We start from the raw sequence: 17,685 nt of genomic DNA on the forward strand, positions 1-17,685 counted from the left end.
TTTAAAATTAAGGTCCATATTAGGTTCATTTTAATGAAAATCAAAGAATATAGACAGCTTAGCAAACAAAAACCCGACAGAAGCCGGGTTTCAAAATTCGCTAGTAATGATTACCAATCGACTTTTGGAGAACGATAGAAATCTATCCCACTGATATCCCAACGTTTACCTTGCATTGCAATTCTTTTTTTGAAATCATCCCAATTTCTCCGTTCAGTACTTGACCAAGACACTTCAGCCAAAGCTGCCAATCTAGGAAATGCCATGTATTCGATATCCGCACGGTTAGTAATCGTTTCGGTCCATAGTGGAGCTTCTACTCCAAGAATGTCAGACTTATTTATCCCATCTGCATAGGTAGCCGGATCCCAATTATAGGAATCATCAAGCTCTATATATGCTGCCCAGTGAAGACCAATTCTTGAAGTGGAATCGTACTGCATATCTAAATAAGCCCGCTTTGCTGGTGACATCAGGATTTGATTTCCTTGTTCTTTGGCCAACATGGCATTTTCCTCCAACGCCCAAAATTGAGCCACTGAACCAGGAACTAATTTAGCTGTGGCTATTTCATCCCACCCTATGCTAGTCTTACCATATTTGGTAACAATCTCCTGAACTCGCTCTACGAAATAGATGTAATCATCTTTTTCAGTCACATGCGATTCATCACCACCAATGTGAATGTAGGGTCCAGGTGTAAGTTCCACAAGTTCTTTAATCACATCTTCTACAAAGGTATAAGTAACCTCTTTATTGGTCGCAAATGTACTGAAGCCCACTTCAATGCCCGTATAAAGCTCTGCTGGTTGAGGGTTCTTATCAAGGATATCAAAGTCAATTTGCCCTTCCTTCAGGGTAGCAAAATCTCCATCTGGCAAATTCACTCCTGGGTTTAATTCCGCATAAGATGCCAATGCAGCATTTGTATGGCCTGGCATATCAATTTCAGGTACAACAGTAATAAATCGATCTGCTGCGTATTTTACAATCTCTTTGTAATCCTCTTGAGAGTAAAAACCTCCCTCGGTACCGCCAACTTCAGTTTTGCCTCCAATCTCAGTCAATTTCGGCCATGATTTAATTTCTATTCTCCATCCTTGATCATCTGAAAGATGCAAATGAAGGTAATTCAACTTCAAACTTCCCATCTGGTCGATGTAATGCTTTACATCTTCCAAACTTATAAAGTGTCTGGCTACATCTAGCATTGAACCCCTGTAAGAAAATTCAGGCTGATCTTCAATCTTACCATTCCCTATCGTCCAATCTATATCTACTACAGAAGTATTTTCAATTTCAACAGGTAACGCCTTAATTAATGTTTGCATGCCATAATAAAGGCCAGCTGCAGAGGTTGATGAAATCTTCACATGTTCATCCGAGATTTCAATAGTATATTTCTCAGAAGCCGCTCCAGGAGTCAATTCTAAAATCAAATCACCATTATCAGCTGAAACCGGAAGTTCATAACCAGTTGCAGGACGTAATCTATCAGCCAAATAACCTCCAACTCTCGCTAAATCTTCACCACTGCCAATCAATTGAATCGAGGAATTAGAAGTGATTTCAAAACCACCTGATGATGGAGCTATTGAAGTTGGAATAGGAATGATGCCAGTTTCATCCAGTTTTACAGCTATTGGTGATTGGCAGGAACTGATAGAAAATGCTGCAAGTACAGCAAATGTCCAAATAGAGTATTTCATAAAGTTAAGATTTGAGTAAACTTAATTTATTTTTTTCAATAAGCCCTCAGTAGCTAATTGAAATTATAATAAAACGGAATAATTGCAGTTCATTAAAAGTAAACTCAGTATTACCAGCAGTATTTTTATAAATGGGTTCAGTAATATGCTGAGTTTTTAATAATTTCAAATTTCACTTAGTCAAATGAATTATTCATTTTAGAAAGTAATCACTAAAAAATTTCAAAAACCCTCTTTAACATAACTAGTAAACTAATGAAAAATAATAGCTCAGGTTCTGGGAGCTCTCGGAGAAAATTCCTTAAGGGTGCTGCCTTGACTGCTGCCGGATTTTACATTGTCCCAAGAAATGTCCTAGGTGGACCAGGTTTTATTGCGCCAAGTGACAAACTTCGAGTAGCAAGTATTGGAGTTGGTGGCATGGGTGGTGGAGATGTCCGCGGAATTACCCGAACTGAAAAGGCTGATTTTATTGCCCTTTGTGATGTGGATGACTCTAGAGCAAAAGGTAGCAGGGAACTACATCCTAAAGCGAAATACTACAAAGACTTCAGAGAGATGCTGGAGAAGGAACAAAATAATATTGACGCAGTCACAGTTTCTACTCCTGATCACACCCACGCTGTAGCGGCTATGGCAGCCATGAAGATGGGAAAACATGTCTATGTACAAAAACCCCTTGCTCACGATATCTATGAGGCTAGAATGCTTACACAGGCTGCTGAGAAATACAAGGTCGTCACTCAAATGGGAAACCAAGGTTCTTCAGGAGATGGGGTTCGTAAAATGGTTGAATGGTATGAAGCTGGACTAATAGGTGAAGCGACTAAGGTTTACTCTTGGACAAATAGACCTGTTTGGCCACAAGGTATCCAATGGCCAAAAGAGCCAGTAACTCCTCCATCCGATTTGGATTGGGATCTTTGGCTAGGAACTGCTCCTTATAAAGATTATGTAGGAAACTTGGTGCCGTTTAATTGGAGAGGTTGGTGGGATTATGGAACTGGTGCTCTTGGTGATATGGCTTGTCATATAATGGAACCACCTTTCCGTGTTCTTGGATTGGGCTATCCGAAATCAGCTGAATGCTCAGTTGGATCTGTGTATGTTGGAGAATTCCAGAGAGGATATTTTCCTGATAGCTGCCCTCCATCTTCTCACATTACTTTGAGATTTGACAGACCAGGCAAGGAAGATCTTGAATTCCACTGGATGGATGGTGGTATTCAGCCAAACAGACCTGAAGAATTAGCTCCTAATGAACAAATGGGTGATGGTGGAAATGGAGTAATCATAGAAGGCACAAAAGGAAAAATGATGTGCTCTACCTATGGGATCAATCCACAACTTCTTCCAACTTCCAAGACAAAAGATATAAATGTACCAGAGACGCTTTATAGAGTTCCGGGTGGAGATAATGGTCACTACAATAACTGGGTTGAAGCTTGTATTGCTGGACATGGATCAAAAGAGTATAAGAACCTGAGTTCGCCATTTTCAATTGCAGGACCATTGACAGAATCAGTTTTGATGGGTAATCTTGCTATTAGAAGCTATGACTACAGAACTCCTACTCCTGGAAAGCCTGATCAATACGATTACCCTGGAAGAGGTATCAAACTCGTATGGGATGGACCAAATATGAAGGTCACTAATTTCGAGCCTGCCAATCAATTTGTAAAGAGAGATTACAGAGGAGACTTTTCTCTATAAATCGAAAAGGGCTTTGAAAATTAATTTCAAAGCCCTTTTTTAAAAACTATCAATACTGCTAATATTTTTCCTATCAAACTGAGACTGAAAACTGAAACTGAAAACTGACACTGGCAACTCCCTATCGTTCAACCTCCAGTTCCACCCTTCTATTCTTAGACCTACCCGATTCAGTCGCATTTGAGGCAGTCGGTCTCGTTCCTCCCCAGCCTGAAATCCTCAAACTTTCAAAAGGCACTCCTTGCTCTATCAAAAAATCTCGTACACTTCCTGCTCTGTCCAGTGAAAGTGCCTTATTCAGTCCCGGATCTCCAGCACTATCAGTATGTCCATGAATTCTGAGTTTCATTGCAGGGTTTTCCAATAGGAACCCTGCTAGTTCAGTCAAAGAGGCTTTGGTGTCGCTTCCTTCCAATTCTGCTGTTCCTCGTTTAAAACTTACTTTGTCAAGTAAAAGCATGCTTCCTGACTCAGCTTTAGTCATTAGTACCACTGTCGGTTCTGCAGTTTTGATTTCACTGACTAAAACTGACTTAGGGAAATATCCTTCAGCACTGATCTTCACTTCTTTTTGCTGTGTTACTTTCAAATCTGATAATTTAAGAGAATCAGAAGCATTCTTTGAAATTGTTGTTTCGCCTACTTTCCAACTGATAGAAAAAGGAACTAGAGTTTTATTTTTAGCATCTACCACAAACCAAGAAATCGGCATTTCTACCTGCTCAACTTCCTGTTCCGTCACTTTTACTTCTGGAAAACCTACAGCTGAGGAAGGGTAAATTGGAACAATTGACACAGTTTTAGATTTAACCGGATTTTCAATTGGTGCTGAAGGTTCAGGAACAGCTGCGACAAATTCATCTGGAATCTCAAGTGGAATAATTGTCTCGAAAGTCAATAAATCTGCGAATCCATCACTATTCTGAGTACTTGTCCAAACCACCTCTTTCTCATTTATGAAGGTGACAGAAACTTCTGATCCAGGAGAGCTTACTTGCTCCCATAGAACAGGCTGGCTCCAGTTATTCCATCCTTCCCCCAACCTTTTGGCTATAAAAATATCTTTACCTTCTGCACCTTCATGCATGTTGGAGGAGAAATACAATTCACCTGATTTATTGTCGTAATAAGGACTCATTTCCTGTCCAATCGTATTTACTGCAGACCCTATATTTACTGGCTTAGACCACTCTATAGGACTAATTTTTTCACTCACATAGATATCCTCATTCCCTTTTGAGTCTTTTGCTTTTCCAGAAAGAAAAATCACTTTCCCACCAGACCCTACTCTACCAGTGACTTGACCGGTTAGACCAGCTAGCCCCTCCATAGATACCTGACGGAGGAAATTCCAATCTTTTCCAAATTTCGAATATTGATATATCCCGAATCTTTCTCCGCCTGTATGATAAACCAGAAGCGTAAGAAAATCTTCTAAACCCAAAGAAAAATCATAGCCATCAGTGCTTAAATCAGCTCGGTGAACAGCCTCTTGCCATTCGCCAGATTCTGATTTTTTGGTCATCCAGATATCTCCCGGATCGGTGATTCCGCCGATATTATCAGGGTGAAAAGCTCGGGTAAAAAGTAAGGTATTATCTCCAATCCAAACAGGATTCATATCATCCTGCGGACTATTAGCGCCAGAAAGTGAAATGACTTGCTGAGCTTGAAGATTAAATGAAAAGCAAAAAGCAAGTAGCATTGCGCCACTTGCTTTTTGAAATACGTTATTGAATTTTCTCATAATTTATTGATCCAGCACAATGGCAAATACCAAAGGTGCTACGATCGTTGCATCAGACTCGATAATGAACTTCGGAGTATCGATACCAAGTTTGCCCCATGTGATTTTTTCATTTGGCACAGCACCAGAATACGAACCATAAGAAGTGGTCGAATCAGAAATCTGGCAGAAATAACCCCACAGAGGCACATTTTCCCGTTGAAGATCCTGATGCAACATCGGCACCACACATATAGGGAAGTCTCCTGCAATTCCCCCGCCAATTTGGAAAAATCCGATAGTACTTTCGTCAGTAGCTGTATTTGTATACCATTCTGCGAGGTACATCATGTATTCAATTCCAGTACGAACTGTATGCACATTCTTCACATCACCAGAGATCACATGTCCTGCAAACATATTTCCCAAAGTGGAATCTTCCCACCCCGGAACAATAATTGGAATGTTCTTTTTGGCTGCTTCAAGTAACCAACTGTCTTTTGGATCGATTTGATACGAGTCTTCAAGCTTGCCTGAAAGTAAGATCTTGTAGAAAAATTCATGTGGAAAATAGGCTTCTCCCGCTTGATCTGCTTTCACCCACTCTTCCAAAATCACATCTTCAATTCTCCGCATAGCTTCCATTTCCGGAATACAAGTATCAGTGACACGATTCATATGCCTTTCTACCAAATCCTGCTCCTGAGCTGGAGTAAGCTCACGGTAATTTGGAATTCGCTCATAATAATCATGAGCTACCAAATTGAAAACATCCTCTTCCAAGTTTGCGCCTGTACAGGTAATGATTTGGATTTTGTCCTGACGGATCATCTCAGCTAGGGAAATACCCAGCTCAGCGGTGGACATAGCACCTGCTAAAGTTACCATCATCTTACCACCATTGTCTAAATGGCTTTTATAACCTTCAGCCGCATCGATTAAGGCAGCTGCATTGAAGTGTCTATAATTGTGCTTTAAAAATTCAGTGATTTTCATTCTATAAATTTTCGTTGGAAGATCAAAATTACCCAATTTTTCCCCACAAAAAAACCCAGCCAAAGCCGGGTTTTAATAATTAGGGAAATGTATGTCAGCTTATTTTGCTGAATCTGCAGGAGCTGCAGTATAATCTTTATTTAAACCTTCAATAACAGACTCAGTGATATCCAAAGCATCATTACCATACCATACCGCACCACCTCTGGTGTAGCTTAGAATCATGGTAAGCTCATTTGTTTCAGCGTACTTTTTAAGGTAATTCTGAACCCTATCATAAACTTCACTATAAAGGGCTGCTTCGTCAGCAGATAATTCCTGCATCAAATTATCACGGTAAGTCATTAGATTTTGCTCTTTTTTAGCCAACTCTTCCTGCTTTGCTCGCTGTTGGTTTACAGTCATGTTTCCGCCAGTTTGTTGGAATGTTTGAACTTCTTGCTGAAAACCTGTAGCTCTACCTTGAAGATCTCCTTCAAATTTCTTTCCTTTTTCAGTTAGCTCTTCTGATTTAGTTTTGAAGTAATCATATTTATTGATCACACTATCTGTATAAACAAAAGCAACCTTAAGATCGCCTTGTTTTACTTCAGTTGAAGTGGTTCCTTCAGACGGAGTAGAAGTTCCTGCAGTTTCGCAGCCGTATAAAAGCACTGTAGCTAGGCTCAATGCACCGATTAAATTTAGTCCTCTTTTCACTTTGTTGATGTTATTGATTACAAGGGCGCAAATATAAAGAAAGTATTGATTTTACAAGAATTGTGAGTTGATCTATGGATAAAATAAAGATTTGCTGACTAAAAAAAGATATCCTGAGCTAGCCTATAAACTTGAGTATGCGCCTCTACTATTTGGGATACTTTCGAAGAATATCCGCCTCCCATGCAACACATAATTGGCGAATCGAGTGATTTAGCAAGATTTAGAACCATAGCATCCCTCCTTTTTACTCCATCTAACGTCATAGACAACCTGCCCAATTTATCGGTGGCCAATACATCTACTCCCGATTGATAAATAATAAAGTCAGGTGTAAAATTCTTCAGAATAACTTCAAGTTGAAATTCAAGAATCTTTAGGTATTCTTCATCTTTTGTCCCATCCGGAATAGCACAATCCAAGTCAGAAACTTCCTTTCGCATTGGATAATTCTTTTCTCCATGCATACTGAATGTAAAAACGTTGGGGTTTTCAGCAAATAAACTTGCTGTGCCATTTCCTTGGTGGACATCAAGATCAACAACTAGGACATTTTTAGATAATTGATTATCAATCAAATAATTAGCCGTGACTCCAATATCATTTAGCAAACAAAAACCTTCGCCGCGATTTGCATAGGCATGGTGAGTCCCGCCAGCAATATTCATAGCTATGCCGTATTTCAATGCAAATTCAGCAGCTTGGACAGATCCATTTAATATGGTAATTTCTCTATCTACCAGTTCTTTGGACAGAGGAAAACCTGTGGCTCTAACTTCAGATTTTGTTAAGGTCAGGTTTTTAAGTTTGTTCCAATATTCTTCGGTGTGGGTATTCAAAATCCATTTATCCTCAATGGGTTTTGGTTTAAAAAAATTCTCCTCCTTTACTACACCTTCGTGGAGCAATTGTCCTGGAAGCAACTCATATTTCTCCATTGGAAACCTATGGCCCTCAGGCAAAGGATGCTTGTAAATAGGTGAAAATGCAATTTTTAGCATAAAAAAACGCTTGGGTTTAGCAAGCGTAGTAACTTAATTCTGTTTGAAATGGATCAATCTTCGATGTCTTCTTCTTCAGATTGAAATGCATACATAGTGTCGTCTAATTCCAGGGTATCATCATTGAATTCTCTGATAAAGTTAGAAATCACTTTCTCATCGATATGGTCAATATTCAAAGCTGCATCTAGGCCAATTCCAAAATCGTGATGCGTATCTATATCCACGAATTCCTGAACTTTCACACTTTCTTCCTCCTCTATTTCCATGATGATCTCTGTGATAAACCAACCAATCTCTTCCTCTTCACTGGTCAATGGTTTTAAATTCCCATTTTCATCTTCTTCATAGGATATTCCTTTGAAATTCGGGAATTTCTGAGCGGCTTTATGTTCTGCCAATTCATATACCTCACTTGAGTGGTGCAACCTGAGCGTATACAAGGCAGCATCATAAATCACTTCTTTGCCTTGATACATTCCTATGAAATAGAAATTTACAAATTCATCAGTATTTTCTTCGTCGGGAATAATTTTAAACGTTTTATCGAGCTTCCCCAGCTCTTCCTTCAACGCAGCTATGCGAGTCGGTTCAAAACCTGGATTTGATATTGACATGGGGCAAATATTTAAAGAATATAAAATAGTAAGTGATTAGAAATTCAATAGTAATAAATGAAATAGTAATATAATACCAAAATCTAATTGAATTTCACCAATTGATCAAAGGCTTAACCCAAATTGAGTATTTTAAGCGATTACATTATTGAAAACGAGGTGTTTTTATTTTTGAACCTCAGCAATTAGGAGAAATTTTATCAAATTCCACTCTTTTTATCAATACGCACTCTTCTAACAAAAGAAAGGATAAAAGAGTTAACCTTGAAGAGATTATTTTCTATTTGATTAAAAATCTCCCTTAAACATAAATATTAATCACTGTTAATCAAATATTTACACTAAGCAGGTTTAATCTGTAGCATTCAAATTATTCCCAAAAAGCGAATTGATGATACTTAAGACAATGGCAAATAAAATTGCCCACCAAAAGCCATCAACTTGAAAGCCTGGAATAATTCGATCTGCAAGCATGATCATCAAGGCATTGATCACCAATAAAAACAAGCCTAGAGTCACTAGGGTAATAGGAAAAGTCAAAATGATCAATAGAGGTTTAATCGTGATATTGATTAAAATTATGACTGCAGCTAAAATGAATCCAGTTATAAAGGTGTCAATGTGAATACCTGATAAGAAGTATTCTGCAATCAAAACTGAAATACCTCCCAAAAGGATTTTAACTAAAAAATTCAAAGGTTTATTTGTGCTTTCCATAAGACTAAAAATACTGATTTACATGAATAATTGGTAAAACCTGACAAATATCATCTGCCAAAATGGAATGGAACCTGATCATAATTCGTTCATTGGAATACGATACACTATATTTGTAGCTTTAACATAAAACCTAGACTGAGTGATAATCATCATTTTCTTCCTTCTGCATTGGTATTTCTCTTTGTTTTGCCAAAGCTTCTTTCTACACAGATACGCTGCCCATCAGATGTTCTATATGAACAAGTATTGGGAGAAATTCTTCTACTTCTTTACTTGGATGTGGCAAGGCAGTTCTTACCTATCACCAAGAGCTTATGCTATCCTTCACAGAATGCATCATGCCTATAGCGATACACCTAAGGATCCGCATAGCCCACATCACACCGAAAATTTATTCACTATGATGTGGAAGACTAAAAATATTTATAACGAATATTTTTCATTCCGCCTGAAGCCAGAAGAGCGATTTTCAAAGGATATTCCTGATTGGAATAGGTTTGATAAGTTTGCAGATACGATGCTGGTAAGAGTTGGCTGGGGCTTATTATATGTCTCCATCTACGTTCTTTGTATCTCAGTTTTCGATTTGCCGGGAACGCACTGGTGGATGTATTTTCTGCTACCAATACATTTTTTAATGGGCCCAGTGCATGGAGCCATTGTCAATTGGAGTGGGCATAAGTATGGGTATTCAAATTTTGATAATAATGACCATTCAAAAAACAGTCTATTATTAGACGTGCTGATGCTTGGTGAATTATTCCAAAACAATCACCATAAGCTTCCTAACCGTCCAAATTTTGCCGTGAAATGGTACGAGTTCGATCCTACTTACCCTATTGTCAAACTACTCCACCTAACACGAATAATTAAATTAAGATCTGCATAAATTGATGTCCACAAATGAGGCCATTTTTATGTGAAATGTTTAGATCAATATGCAAACTCCAAATCTAGTTGCATAAAAAAAATTAAAAGTAAAGGTGGTTTTTTTTGCAATTGTGAAACTAAACGAATAATTTTCTTTCAATTAAAACTTAACGCCTTATTTATGAAACCATTAACAAGAGCCGAAGAGGAGATCATGCAGATCCTCTGGCAAATCGAAAGAGGATTCGTCAAAGACATCCTCGCTCCAATGACTGAACCTAAGCCTGCATATAACACTGTTTCAACCATTGTGAGGATATTAGAACGCAAAGGTTTTGTTAGTCACAAGTCTTACGGTAAAAGTCACGAATACTTTCCTATAGTATCAAAAGATGAGTATCGTTCTTTCATTATTAAAAAGATGTTGGATGGCTACTTCGAAAATTCTTTTGGAAAGCTTACTGATTTCTTCAAAAATGACGAAACGTTGAACACTAAGTCTTATCAATAAATTTTATTGATAGCAATGAAAAAAACCTGGTATCGCTACCAGGTTTTTTTTGTGCTTAAAATTTTCAGTTTATCACTTTAAGCAATTCTTCAATTGCCTTTTCCAATTGTTGATCCACTCCTTGATCAATTTTTCCAGGCATATTTTTCACTATAAACTGCGGCCTAGTTTCGTTGTTTTCCAACCACTCTCCTGCTTTATTTTTGGCAGAAATAGGTACTGCTCCCCACCGGGATCCATCCGGTAATCCTTCCCATCCGGCAAATGAACAAGTACCCGGTGTAGGCATTCCGACCGTTTTACCAATATTCAAATCAGTATATCCACAAGCAAAACAATGACCGTCCGAATAATTGGCTTCATTGAACATAGCAAGTGTTGGCTTAGTCCAACGAGCAGTCGGCTCATACCCTACCGCCCTAGCTTCGGTAGCATAGGTTAAAAACTTTTCACCAGTAAAGAACATAGCCAAATCTGCTACCAAATCTCCGCCACCGTTAAATCTGGTATCTACTACTACTGCTTCTCTATCGTGATACTTTCCCATCATTTCTTCATACACATTTCTATACGGGCCATCACTCATCCCTGGAATATGTACATACCCAAGCTTGCCTCCAGATAAGCTATCCACCTCTGCTTGATTCATTTTGACCCAACGCTTATACAGCAACTGATTTTCTGCTCTAAGAGAGATTGGTTTGATGGTGAATTGTGTTCTTGCATTAGTGGTAGGATTGAGAAGTTCAATCAATGTAAAAGTGTCAGCTTTTCGATTTAAATGCTTAGCAAGGTCAGTTTCCGCAGTTAAAGCAATCCCATCGATTTTCTCGATGATCATCCCTTTTTTGATATCCAAATCGGCTTTATCCAAAGGTCCTCCAGCAATTACCTCTGTGATTTTGATGCCATTTCCATCGAAACCATAGTCCCAAAAGACACCTAAAGATGCTGTGGCATCAGCCATATCTATGGAGCGAGAATATCTAGAGCCGGCATGTGATACATTTAACTCACCAATCATCTCGGAAATCATTTCGGAAAATTCGTAGCTGTTACCAATCGAAGGAAGGTATTTTTCATAATTAACTTTTGCTGCGTCCCAATCTACTCCATGCATGTCTGGCGTATAGAATATCCCTTTGGTACGCAACCACACGTGCTCAAACATATAGGCCATTTCTGCTTTCTTGTCATAGGTCATCTCCCCAGATATCTTAATAGCCTCTTTCTTCATTCCCTCTGGATTGATCTTGGAAATCGTTCCATTACTAAGTAGGTATAAGTTTTTCTGCTCCTTATCCCAAATTAAGCTAGCAGAATTGGCATCAAGACTAATCTCCTGCTTTGTTTCTTTTGTCCTGAGATTGGTACTCCATAGGTTCATTCCTTTCTCGAATGCTGCCAAGTAATACAGTTTTTCTCCATCCTTTGACAAGACAGCGTCTCCCAAAGAAGAAGAATGTATGGTCAATTTAGCTTTGCGTTCCTCGATCCCATCCCAATCAAACTTCAGGTCCTCAACCTTCTTTACTTTTTCCTTCTCGTCCTTAGCTTTATCGTCCTTTTCCTCTTTCTTATTCACCTTTTCAATTTCCTTCATCAAGTCAAAATCCTCTTTGGACATGCTGAATTTATCCCAGGCAGCCTCATCGAAAAATAATGTGTAAACATCATTTTGGCTTTGCCCACTTGTAGCATAGCTTTTCAATCCGTCTCTGTTGGAGAACCAAAGCATTTGCTTGCCCTCGTTCACCCATATCGCATTATCATCACCGTAGCCACTATTCGTTAGATTTCTCTTTTTTTGCTTTCCAGTTGCATCCAATAAGACAACTTCTGAGTTTGCCATCGTAGGTCTATACGTAGCCAAAAGCCATTTACTATCAGGCGCCCAAGTAAAGTATTGATCACCATCCCGCATATGAAATAGTTCATCAGGAGTCATCAATGTCACACTAGTATTCGTAGCCAAATCAAGAACTTTCAAAGTCCTTCTTCCTTCCACATAAGCCAATTTTTTACCATCAGGCGAATACTTAGGTAGATATGCATCAGACTCCACACTCACCAGAGGCTTCTCCTCAAGCAAAGTAGAGGCAAAAAAGAATGGCTCCTCTGCTCTTACTTTTGAAGATTGGTAAATTTGCCATTTCCCATTTCTTTCACTGGCATAAACCAGGGATTTACCATCAGGAGCAAATTCCACGAATCTCTCTTGCTCAGGGGTATTAGTTATTCTCTTCGTCAAAGAACCATCTACAGAAGTCACAAAAACCTCTCCTCTGGCTACAAAAGCTATTTCTTTCCCATCAGGCGAAATAGACATTTCGCGTACTCCACCATTGATTGAGATATAATTATCAGAATTAGAAATCGCCTGAGTCTGGATAGATACTGCGACTTTCTTTGGAGATTCACCTTTGCGCAGCGTATAAAGTTCTCCATCGTATCCAAAACTCATCAATCCATCATCTGAAATACTTAGAAAGCGAACAGGAAAATCCGCAAGAGAAGTTAAGGCTTCAGTTTGAGTTGGATTGGAAGCATTCATGGAAAAAACATTGAAGCTCCCATTTGTTTCACTCAAGTAATAAATCTCTGATTCGTCAGGAGAGAAAACTGGATTTCTGTCTTCTCCATAGAAAGTGGTAAGCATCTCATGCGTATTGTTTTTGGCATCATACAACCATATATCCCGTGCAATTCCGGATTGATGATGCTTTCTCCATTCATTTTCGCCTCCTTTTTTATCGTGATAAAGCATTTTGCTCCCATCCTTACTTACAGTTACATATTCGGCAGGAATAGTAAAAACCTGATCAACTCTACCACCCTTTTTGGGGACAGAATATAACTCAGGCTGGGATCCAGTGGGATATTGCCTGTGTTCTGCGATATCCATTCGTTGACTTCCAAAAATAACCGATTGATCATCCGCTGAGAATTCAAAAGGTTGTTCATCATTGGAGTGAAAAGTAAGTCTGGTGGCTGGACCACCTTCGGGGCTCATCGCAAATATGTCAAAGTTACCATAGCGATCCGAAGCGAAAGCCAAGGTTTTCCCATCTCTACTCCATACAGCTTGGTAATCATGGGCCTCATGAAAAGTAATCTGTCGAGCTGCCCCGCCAGCGCTAGGAACTATGTACAAGTCACCTTTGAACGTAAACACAATCTGGCTACCATCAGGAGAAATAGCCGGATATCTCATCCATTGGGGTGAATTCTGAGCCAAAGTGCAGTGGCCAAATAAGCAACTCAAAAGAATTGCAAAAATCTTAAGTCTAGTAGTCATACGGTTGGGATTTGGCTATTAAAGTAATCAAAATCACAAATTTTATTAGAGGACATTTTTTGATCGGTACTTTTCACGGCCCTAGCCATTAAAATACTTCAAAGGATTACAGGTTTGCTTCATTCCTTAGGCTGACAAGACTATATTTGCACCTCGAAAAATCAACTCATTAGATGAATTCATTCATAGAAGAATTACGCTGGAGAGGCATGCTCCAGGACATGACTCCCGATATTGAAGAACACCTTACTAAAGGAATGACTTCTGCCTATCTAGGATTTGATCCGACCGCAGATTCTCTACATATAGGTCACCTGGTCGGAGTGATGACCCTACTACACTTCCAGCGAGCTGGTCACAAGCCATTTGCTTTAGTTGGCGGTGCAACTGGGATGATTGGTGATCCTTCTTTCAAGTCGGCAGAACGTAATCTTTTAGACAAAGCCACTCTGGATCACAATATCTCTTGTATTCAGGATCAATTAGCCAAATTTCTTGATTTTGCTGGTACTACTTCAAATAAAGCCGAGCTGGTCAATAACTACGATTGGATGTCCAAATTTAGCTTTTTGGACTTTATCAGGGATATCGGCAAGCACATCACAGTGAACTACATGATGTCCAAAGACTCTGTTAAAAGACGTCTGGAAGATGGAAATGGACTTTCTTTTACCGAATTCACCTATCAGCTGATTCAGGGATACGATTTTTATCATTTGTGGAAAAATGAAAATTGCTCTATTCAGCTGGGTGGTTCTGACCAATGGGGAAATATCGTAACAGGTACGGAATTGATCAGAAGAATGGGCGGAGGTTCTGCCTATGCACTGACTGTTCCTTTGATCACCAAAGCTGACGGAGCGAAATTCGGTAAAACTGAGGGCGGTTCTGTTTGGCTGGATCCAGAAAAGACTTCTCCATATGCATTCTACCAGTTTTGGCTAAATGTATCTGATGCAGACGCTTCCAAATACATTAGGATTTTCACCATTTTGGATCAGGAAACCATTGTAAAACTTGAAGCTGAGCATGCAGAAGCTCCTCACCTCCGTATATTACAAAAGGAGATCGCTAAGCAAATCACAACGATGGTTCACGGCGAATCTGAATTAGAAATGGCTGTGAAAGCTTCTGATATCCTCTTTGGTAAATCATCTACTGAAGACCTAGCAGCTTTGAATGAACGTACTTTCTTGCAAGTTTTTGATGGAGTGCCGCAAGTTCAGGTTAGCAAATCTGACTATTCCGAATTAACGTCGATTTTAGATCTTTTCGGAGAAATTACTCAAGGTGTTGTTTTCTCGTCCAAAGGTGAAGCTAGAAAGATGATTCAGGGAGGAGGAGTTAGTATTAACAAAGAAAAGCTGTCGGATCCTAATGCCTCCATAAATTTGACTCTTCTTCAAAACAAATACCTTTTGGTACAAAAAGGTAAGAAGAATTATTACATCGTAGAAGTGAAGTAAGTCTATGATAATCACTATAGAAAAGGCCTTAGGATTATCCTAAAGCCTTTTTTTGTGAAATTATTCCAAACTAAAAAACATTAAAACCCGGTTTTTGACCCAAGTTTAATATCTTTGAATTTGATTTTTAGAAAATGAATATACCCCATGGCAGGAGATAAAAATAAAGAAAAACTCATTTTAGATTCGGCAGTTTCACTTTTCACTTCCAAAGGCTATTTGGCTACTCGAATGGAAGATGTAGCTAAAACAGCTGGAATAAGTAAAGGCCTTACCTACTTCTATTACAAAAACAAGGAGGATCTTTTTATGGCACTGACCAAAAAAGCCTTTGACCAATTCAAGGATGAATTTCGCGATGTGTATAGATCCAAAGGAAAGTCGGGCTTGGAAATGCTGAGTGATCTTTTGGTGAAAATCGTTGTCTTTGCCAAAGCAAATCAGGTCTATTACGATGCCATTCTTAATTTCTTGGATCTTCTGAAGAAGTACAATAATCCAGAAACCCGAAAGCTGATTGATCCCAAAACACTGGAATCTTCACACTTTCAAAAGCTTTTGGAAATTCATCATGAGCCAGCCAAAATCGGAATCATGATGGTGAGCCAAGGTATCAAAGACGGTAGTATTCGTGCAGAATTGCAGCCTGAAATCACCTTCTATACTGTTTGGAGTATGATTATAGGCTATGAAAAAATGCTGGGACCTATAGAGTATGAAGGCAAAGATCTTAAAATTCATTCTGAGAATTGGGAGCCTGGATTTCTGCGATTGATGCAGGAAATGCTCAAAGGAACAATTCAAGCAACGAAAAAGACAACTGTCCAAGGAAGCCTTTTCTGATCATGAAAATAAAAAACATTCTAGTGGCTGGACTGATTGTCTCAGGATGCCATTCAAAAACGAACGTAGATCTTGTTATCAAGAATGCAACCGTGTTAAATATCGAAGCAGGTTCTCAAGTTGGGAACCGCTTTGTTTTTATAAGCTCCGACAGCATTGTTGAGGTAGGTGATGAGTCCCTTCTGGAGAAATATAAGGCAATCAAAGAAGTCGATGCAGCAGGTAGATTTCTAATGCCAGGATTATGGGACAACCATGTACACTTTGGCGGGGCAGACTATATTGACGAAAATGAGCAGCTCTTGCCATTATACCTAGCATTTGGGGTGACCACTGTTCGAGATGCCGCAGGAGATATAAGTATGGAAGTGCTCAAATGGCGGGATGAGATAAATAATGGTCAGCGAATTGGACCTAAAATCCTGACTTCGGGGCCTAAGCTGGAAGGGATAGAATCTATTTGGCCAGGTGATCTGGAAGTAGGGACTGAAGAAGAACTCGATGCCGCGCTTGACTCTCTGGATAAATTGAATATTGACTTTGTCAAAATCACAGACAACACGCTAAAACCAGCACTTTTCCTTAAAGCAGTAGAAAAGGCTACAGCTAGAGGATATAGCGTTTCCGGGCATATTCCAGCAGTATTGACACTGGATCAGGTTTCCAAGGCTGGGCAAAAAACCGTAGAGCATTTGTCCTATATGATGAGAGCTACTACGCCTTTGGAAGCCGAAATATCCAACGGAAGGGCAAGTGGAAAACTCTCGGGATCGGAAGCAGCAGCACTTCAGGCTGATACATATAGCGATTCCGTTGCCTTTGCCAATTTCCAGCAACTTGCAAAGCAAGGTACAGGTGTTGTCCCTACTATTTTGATCAGTTATAATATCGCCTACCTGGATGAAAATGAGTTTGCTAGTGATACTATTCTCAATTATTTAGGACCAAAACTGAAAGAAAGTTACCAGTGGAGAATTGAAAGAATGGCCGGTGAATCTCCTGAAGTTACCCAATCTAGAAAAGAGAATTTCAAAAAAGTCTCATCCCTCCTGCCTATGATCCAAAAATCAGGGATGAAAATCATCGCAGGAACAGACGCCGGATATTTGAATACCTATGATTTTCCAGGGCTAGCCATTCATCTAGAATTACAAAAGTTCGTGGAGTTTGGACTGACTCCTCAGGAAGCATTAGTCGCCTCAGTTATCAATGGTCCAGGTTACTTCGGAATAACGGACTTTGAAACAGTAGAAGCTGGAAAGAAGGCAAACCTGATTTTATTGAATAAAAACCCTCTGGAAGATATTTCTGCTACCTTAAGTATCGAGAATGTAATTAAGGACGGGAAACATTTTACAAGATCTGATTTGGACAAAATGCTATCCGAGATCAAGGCATGGGTAGCCAAAAAGGAGGGCAAGTAATAAACGTCGATGTTCTGATTTTTAGTAAAATCCATCACAATAAAAAGAGGCAATTGAATATCAATTGCCTCTTTTTAGTATAAGTAAGTCCT

Annotated in this window: 14 protein-coding genes; 6 read left to right on the forward strand and 8 right to left on the reverse strand. The window is 39.2% G+C overall.

What is annotated here, in order from left to right:
- Nucleotides 1–110: 110 nt before the first annotated feature.
- Complete coding sequence (locus QOL76_RS00240) at nucleotides 111–1,709, reverse strand: beta-N-acetylhexosaminidase (protein ID WP_283411006.1); 1,599 nt, start codon at nucleotides 1,707–1,709, stop codon at nucleotides 111–113.
- A 255-nt stretch (nucleotides 1,710–1,964) separates the two neighbouring features.
- On the opposite strand from QOL76_RS00240, the gene QOL76_RS00245 reads away from it, so the two are divergent.
- Nucleotides 1,965–3,422, forward strand: a complete 1,458-nt coding sequence (locus tag QOL76_RS00245) for a Gfo/Idh/MocA family protein (protein ID WP_283411007.1) — start codon at nucleotides 1,965–1,967, stop codon at nucleotides 3,420–3,422.
- Between the two features lie 121 nt (nucleotides 3,423–3,543).
- On the opposite strand, the gene QOL76_RS00250 is transcribed toward QOL76_RS00245, so the two are convergent.
- The 6 genes from QOL76_RS00250 to QOL76_RS00275 form a co-directional block, all read right to left on the reverse strand.
- Nucleotides 3,544–5,169, reverse strand: coding sequence for an OmpA family protein (locus QOL76_RS00250; RefSeq protein ID WP_283411008.1), 1,626 nt, complete (start codon nucleotides 5,167–5,169; stop codon nucleotides 3,544–3,546).
- Nucleotides 5,170–5,172: 3 nt separating this feature from the next.
- Nucleotides 5,173–6,144: a deoxyhypusine synthase family protein gene (locus QOL76_RS00255; RefSeq protein WP_283411009.1), complete on the reverse strand. Its 972-nt coding sequence runs from the start codon at nucleotides 6,142–6,144 to the stop codon at nucleotides 5,173–5,175.
- Between the two features lie 99 nt (nucleotides 6,145–6,243).
- Nucleotides 6,244–6,843 (reverse strand): OmpH/Skp family outer membrane protein, encoded by a 600-nt coding sequence (locus tag QOL76_RS00260; RefSeq protein ID WP_283411010.1) that lies wholly within the window; start codon nucleotides 6,841–6,843, stop codon nucleotides 6,244–6,246.
- A gap of 98 nt (nucleotides 6,844–6,941) precedes the next feature.
- Nucleotides 6,942–7,844, reverse strand: coding sequence for a histone deacetylase family protein (locus QOL76_RS00265; protein WP_283411011.1), 903 nt, complete (start codon nucleotides 7,842–7,844; stop codon nucleotides 6,942–6,944).
- Between the two features lie 53 nt (nucleotides 7,845–7,897).
- Nucleotides 7,898–8,461, reverse strand: a complete 564-nt coding sequence (locus tag QOL76_RS00270) for a hypothetical protein (protein WP_283411012.1) — start codon at nucleotides 8,459–8,461, stop codon at nucleotides 7,898–7,900.
- Nucleotides 8,462–8,812: 351 nt separating this feature from the next.
- Nucleotides 8,813–9,178: a phage holin family protein gene (locus QOL76_RS00275; protein WP_283411013.1), complete on the reverse strand. Its 366-nt coding sequence runs from the start codon at nucleotides 9,176–9,178 to the stop codon at nucleotides 8,813–8,815.
- 142 nt (nucleotides 9,179–9,320) lie between these two features.
- Between QOL76_RS00275 and QOL76_RS00280 the strand changes: the two genes are divergently transcribed.
- The gene (locus QOL76_RS00280) at nucleotides 9,321–10,070 is read left to right on the forward strand and encodes an acyl-CoA desaturase (RefSeq protein ID WP_283411014.1); all 750 of its coding nucleotides are present in this window, start codon (nucleotides 9,321–9,323) and stop codon (nucleotides 10,068–10,070) included.
- Nucleotides 10,071–10,232: 162 nt separating this feature from the next.
- Nucleotides 10,233–10,562 carry a BlaI/MecI/CopY family transcriptional regulator gene (locus QOL76_RS00285; protein ID WP_111610246.1) on the forward strand — a complete coding sequence of 110 codons (330 nt, stop codon included), beginning with the start codon at nucleotides 10,233–10,235 and terminating at the stop codon, nucleotides 10,560–10,562.
- 64 nt (nucleotides 10,563–10,626) lie between these two features.
- On the opposite strand, the gene QOL76_RS00290 is transcribed toward QOL76_RS00285, so the two are convergent.
- Entirely contained in the window at nucleotides 10,627–13,860 is a 3,234-nt protein-coding gene (locus tag QOL76_RS00290; RefSeq protein WP_283411015.1) for a S41 family peptidase, read from the reverse strand.
- Nucleotides 13,861–14,033: 173 nt separating this feature from the next.
- Here QOL76_RS00290 and tyrS point away from each other — a divergent pair, with 173 nt between their 5' ends.
- The 3 genes from tyrS to QOL76_RS00305 all read left to right on the forward strand — a co-directional run bounded on the left by tyrS (nucleotide 14,034) and on the right by QOL76_RS00305 (nucleotide 17,593).
- Entirely contained in the window at nucleotides 14,034–15,326 is a 1,293-nt protein-coding gene (gene tyrS, locus QOL76_RS00295; RefSeq protein WP_283411016.1) for a tyrosine--tRNA ligase, read from the forward strand.
- 147 nt (nucleotides 15,327–15,473) lie between these two features.
- The gene (locus tag QOL76_RS00300; protein WP_283411017.1) at nucleotides 15,474–16,169 is read left to right on the forward strand and encodes a TetR/AcrR family transcriptional regulator; all 696 of its coding nucleotides are present in this window, start codon (nucleotides 15,474–15,476) and stop codon (nucleotides 16,167–16,169) included.
- Nucleotides 16,170–16,171: 2 nt separating this feature from the next.
- The gene (locus tag QOL76_RS00305) at nucleotides 16,172–17,593 is read left to right on the forward strand and encodes an amidohydrolase family protein (RefSeq protein ID WP_283411018.1); all 1,422 of its coding nucleotides are present in this window, start codon (nucleotides 16,172–16,174) and stop codon (nucleotides 17,591–17,593) included.
- The last annotated feature ends 92 nt before the right edge of the window (nucleotides 17,594–17,685 follow it).

It is taken from the genome of Algoriphagus winogradskyi (assembly GCF_900182815.1).
Taxonomy (GTDB): domain Bacteria; phylum Bacteroidota; class Bacteroidia; order Cytophagales; family Cyclobacteriaceae; genus Algoriphagus; species Algoriphagus winogradskyi.

What these genes read in the sequence shown, in the direction of transcription:
- QOL76_RS00240 (WP_283411006.1), bottom strand. Translation starts at nt 1,709, where the DNA reads ATGAAATACTCTATTTGGACATTTGCTGTACTTGCAGCATTTTCTATC.
- QOL76_RS00245 (WP_283411007.1), top strand. Translation starts at nt 1,965, where the DNA reads ATGAAAAATAATAGCTCAGGTTCTGGGAGCTCTCGGAGAAAATTCCTT.
- QOL76_RS00250 (WP_283411008.1), bottom strand. Translation starts at nt 5,169, where the DNA reads ATGAGAAAATTCAATAACGTATTTCAAAAAGCAAGTGGCGCAATGCTA.
- QOL76_RS00255 (WP_283411009.1), bottom strand. Translation starts at nt 6,144, where the DNA reads ATGAAAATCACTGAATTTTTAAAGCACAATTATAGACACTTCAATGCA.
- QOL76_RS00265 (WP_283411011.1), bottom strand. Translation starts at nt 7,844, where the DNA reads ATGCTAAAAATTGCATTTTCACCTATTTACAAGCATCCTTTGCCTGAG.
- QOL76_RS00270 (WP_283411012.1), bottom strand. Translation starts at nt 8,461, where the DNA reads ATGTCAATATCAAATCCAGGTTTTGAACCGACTCGCATAGCTGCGTTG.
- QOL76_RS00275 (WP_283411013.1), bottom strand. Translation starts at nt 9,178, where the DNA reads ATGGAAAGCACAAATAAACCTTTGAATTTTTTAGTTAAAATCCTTTTG.
- QOL76_RS00285 (WP_111610246.1), top strand. Translation starts at nt 10,233, where the DNA reads ATGAAACCATTAACAAGAGCCGAAGAGGAGATCATGCAGATCCTCTGG.
- QOL76_RS00290 (WP_283411015.1), bottom strand. Translation starts at nt 13,860, where the DNA reads ATGACTACTAGACTTAAGATTTTTGCAATTCTTTTGAGTTGCTTATTT.
- tyrS (WP_283411016.1), top strand. Translation starts at nt 14,034, where the DNA reads ATGAATTCATTCATAGAAGAATTACGCTGGAGAGGCATGCTCCAGGAC.
- QOL76_RS00300 (WP_283411017.1), top strand. Translation starts at nt 15,474, where the DNA reads ATGGCAGGAGATAAAAATAAAGAAAAACTCATTTTAGATTCGGCAGTT.
- QOL76_RS00305 (WP_283411018.1), top strand. Translation starts at nt 16,172, where the DNA reads ATGAAAATAAAAAACATTCTAGTGGCTGGACTGATTGTCTCAGGATGC.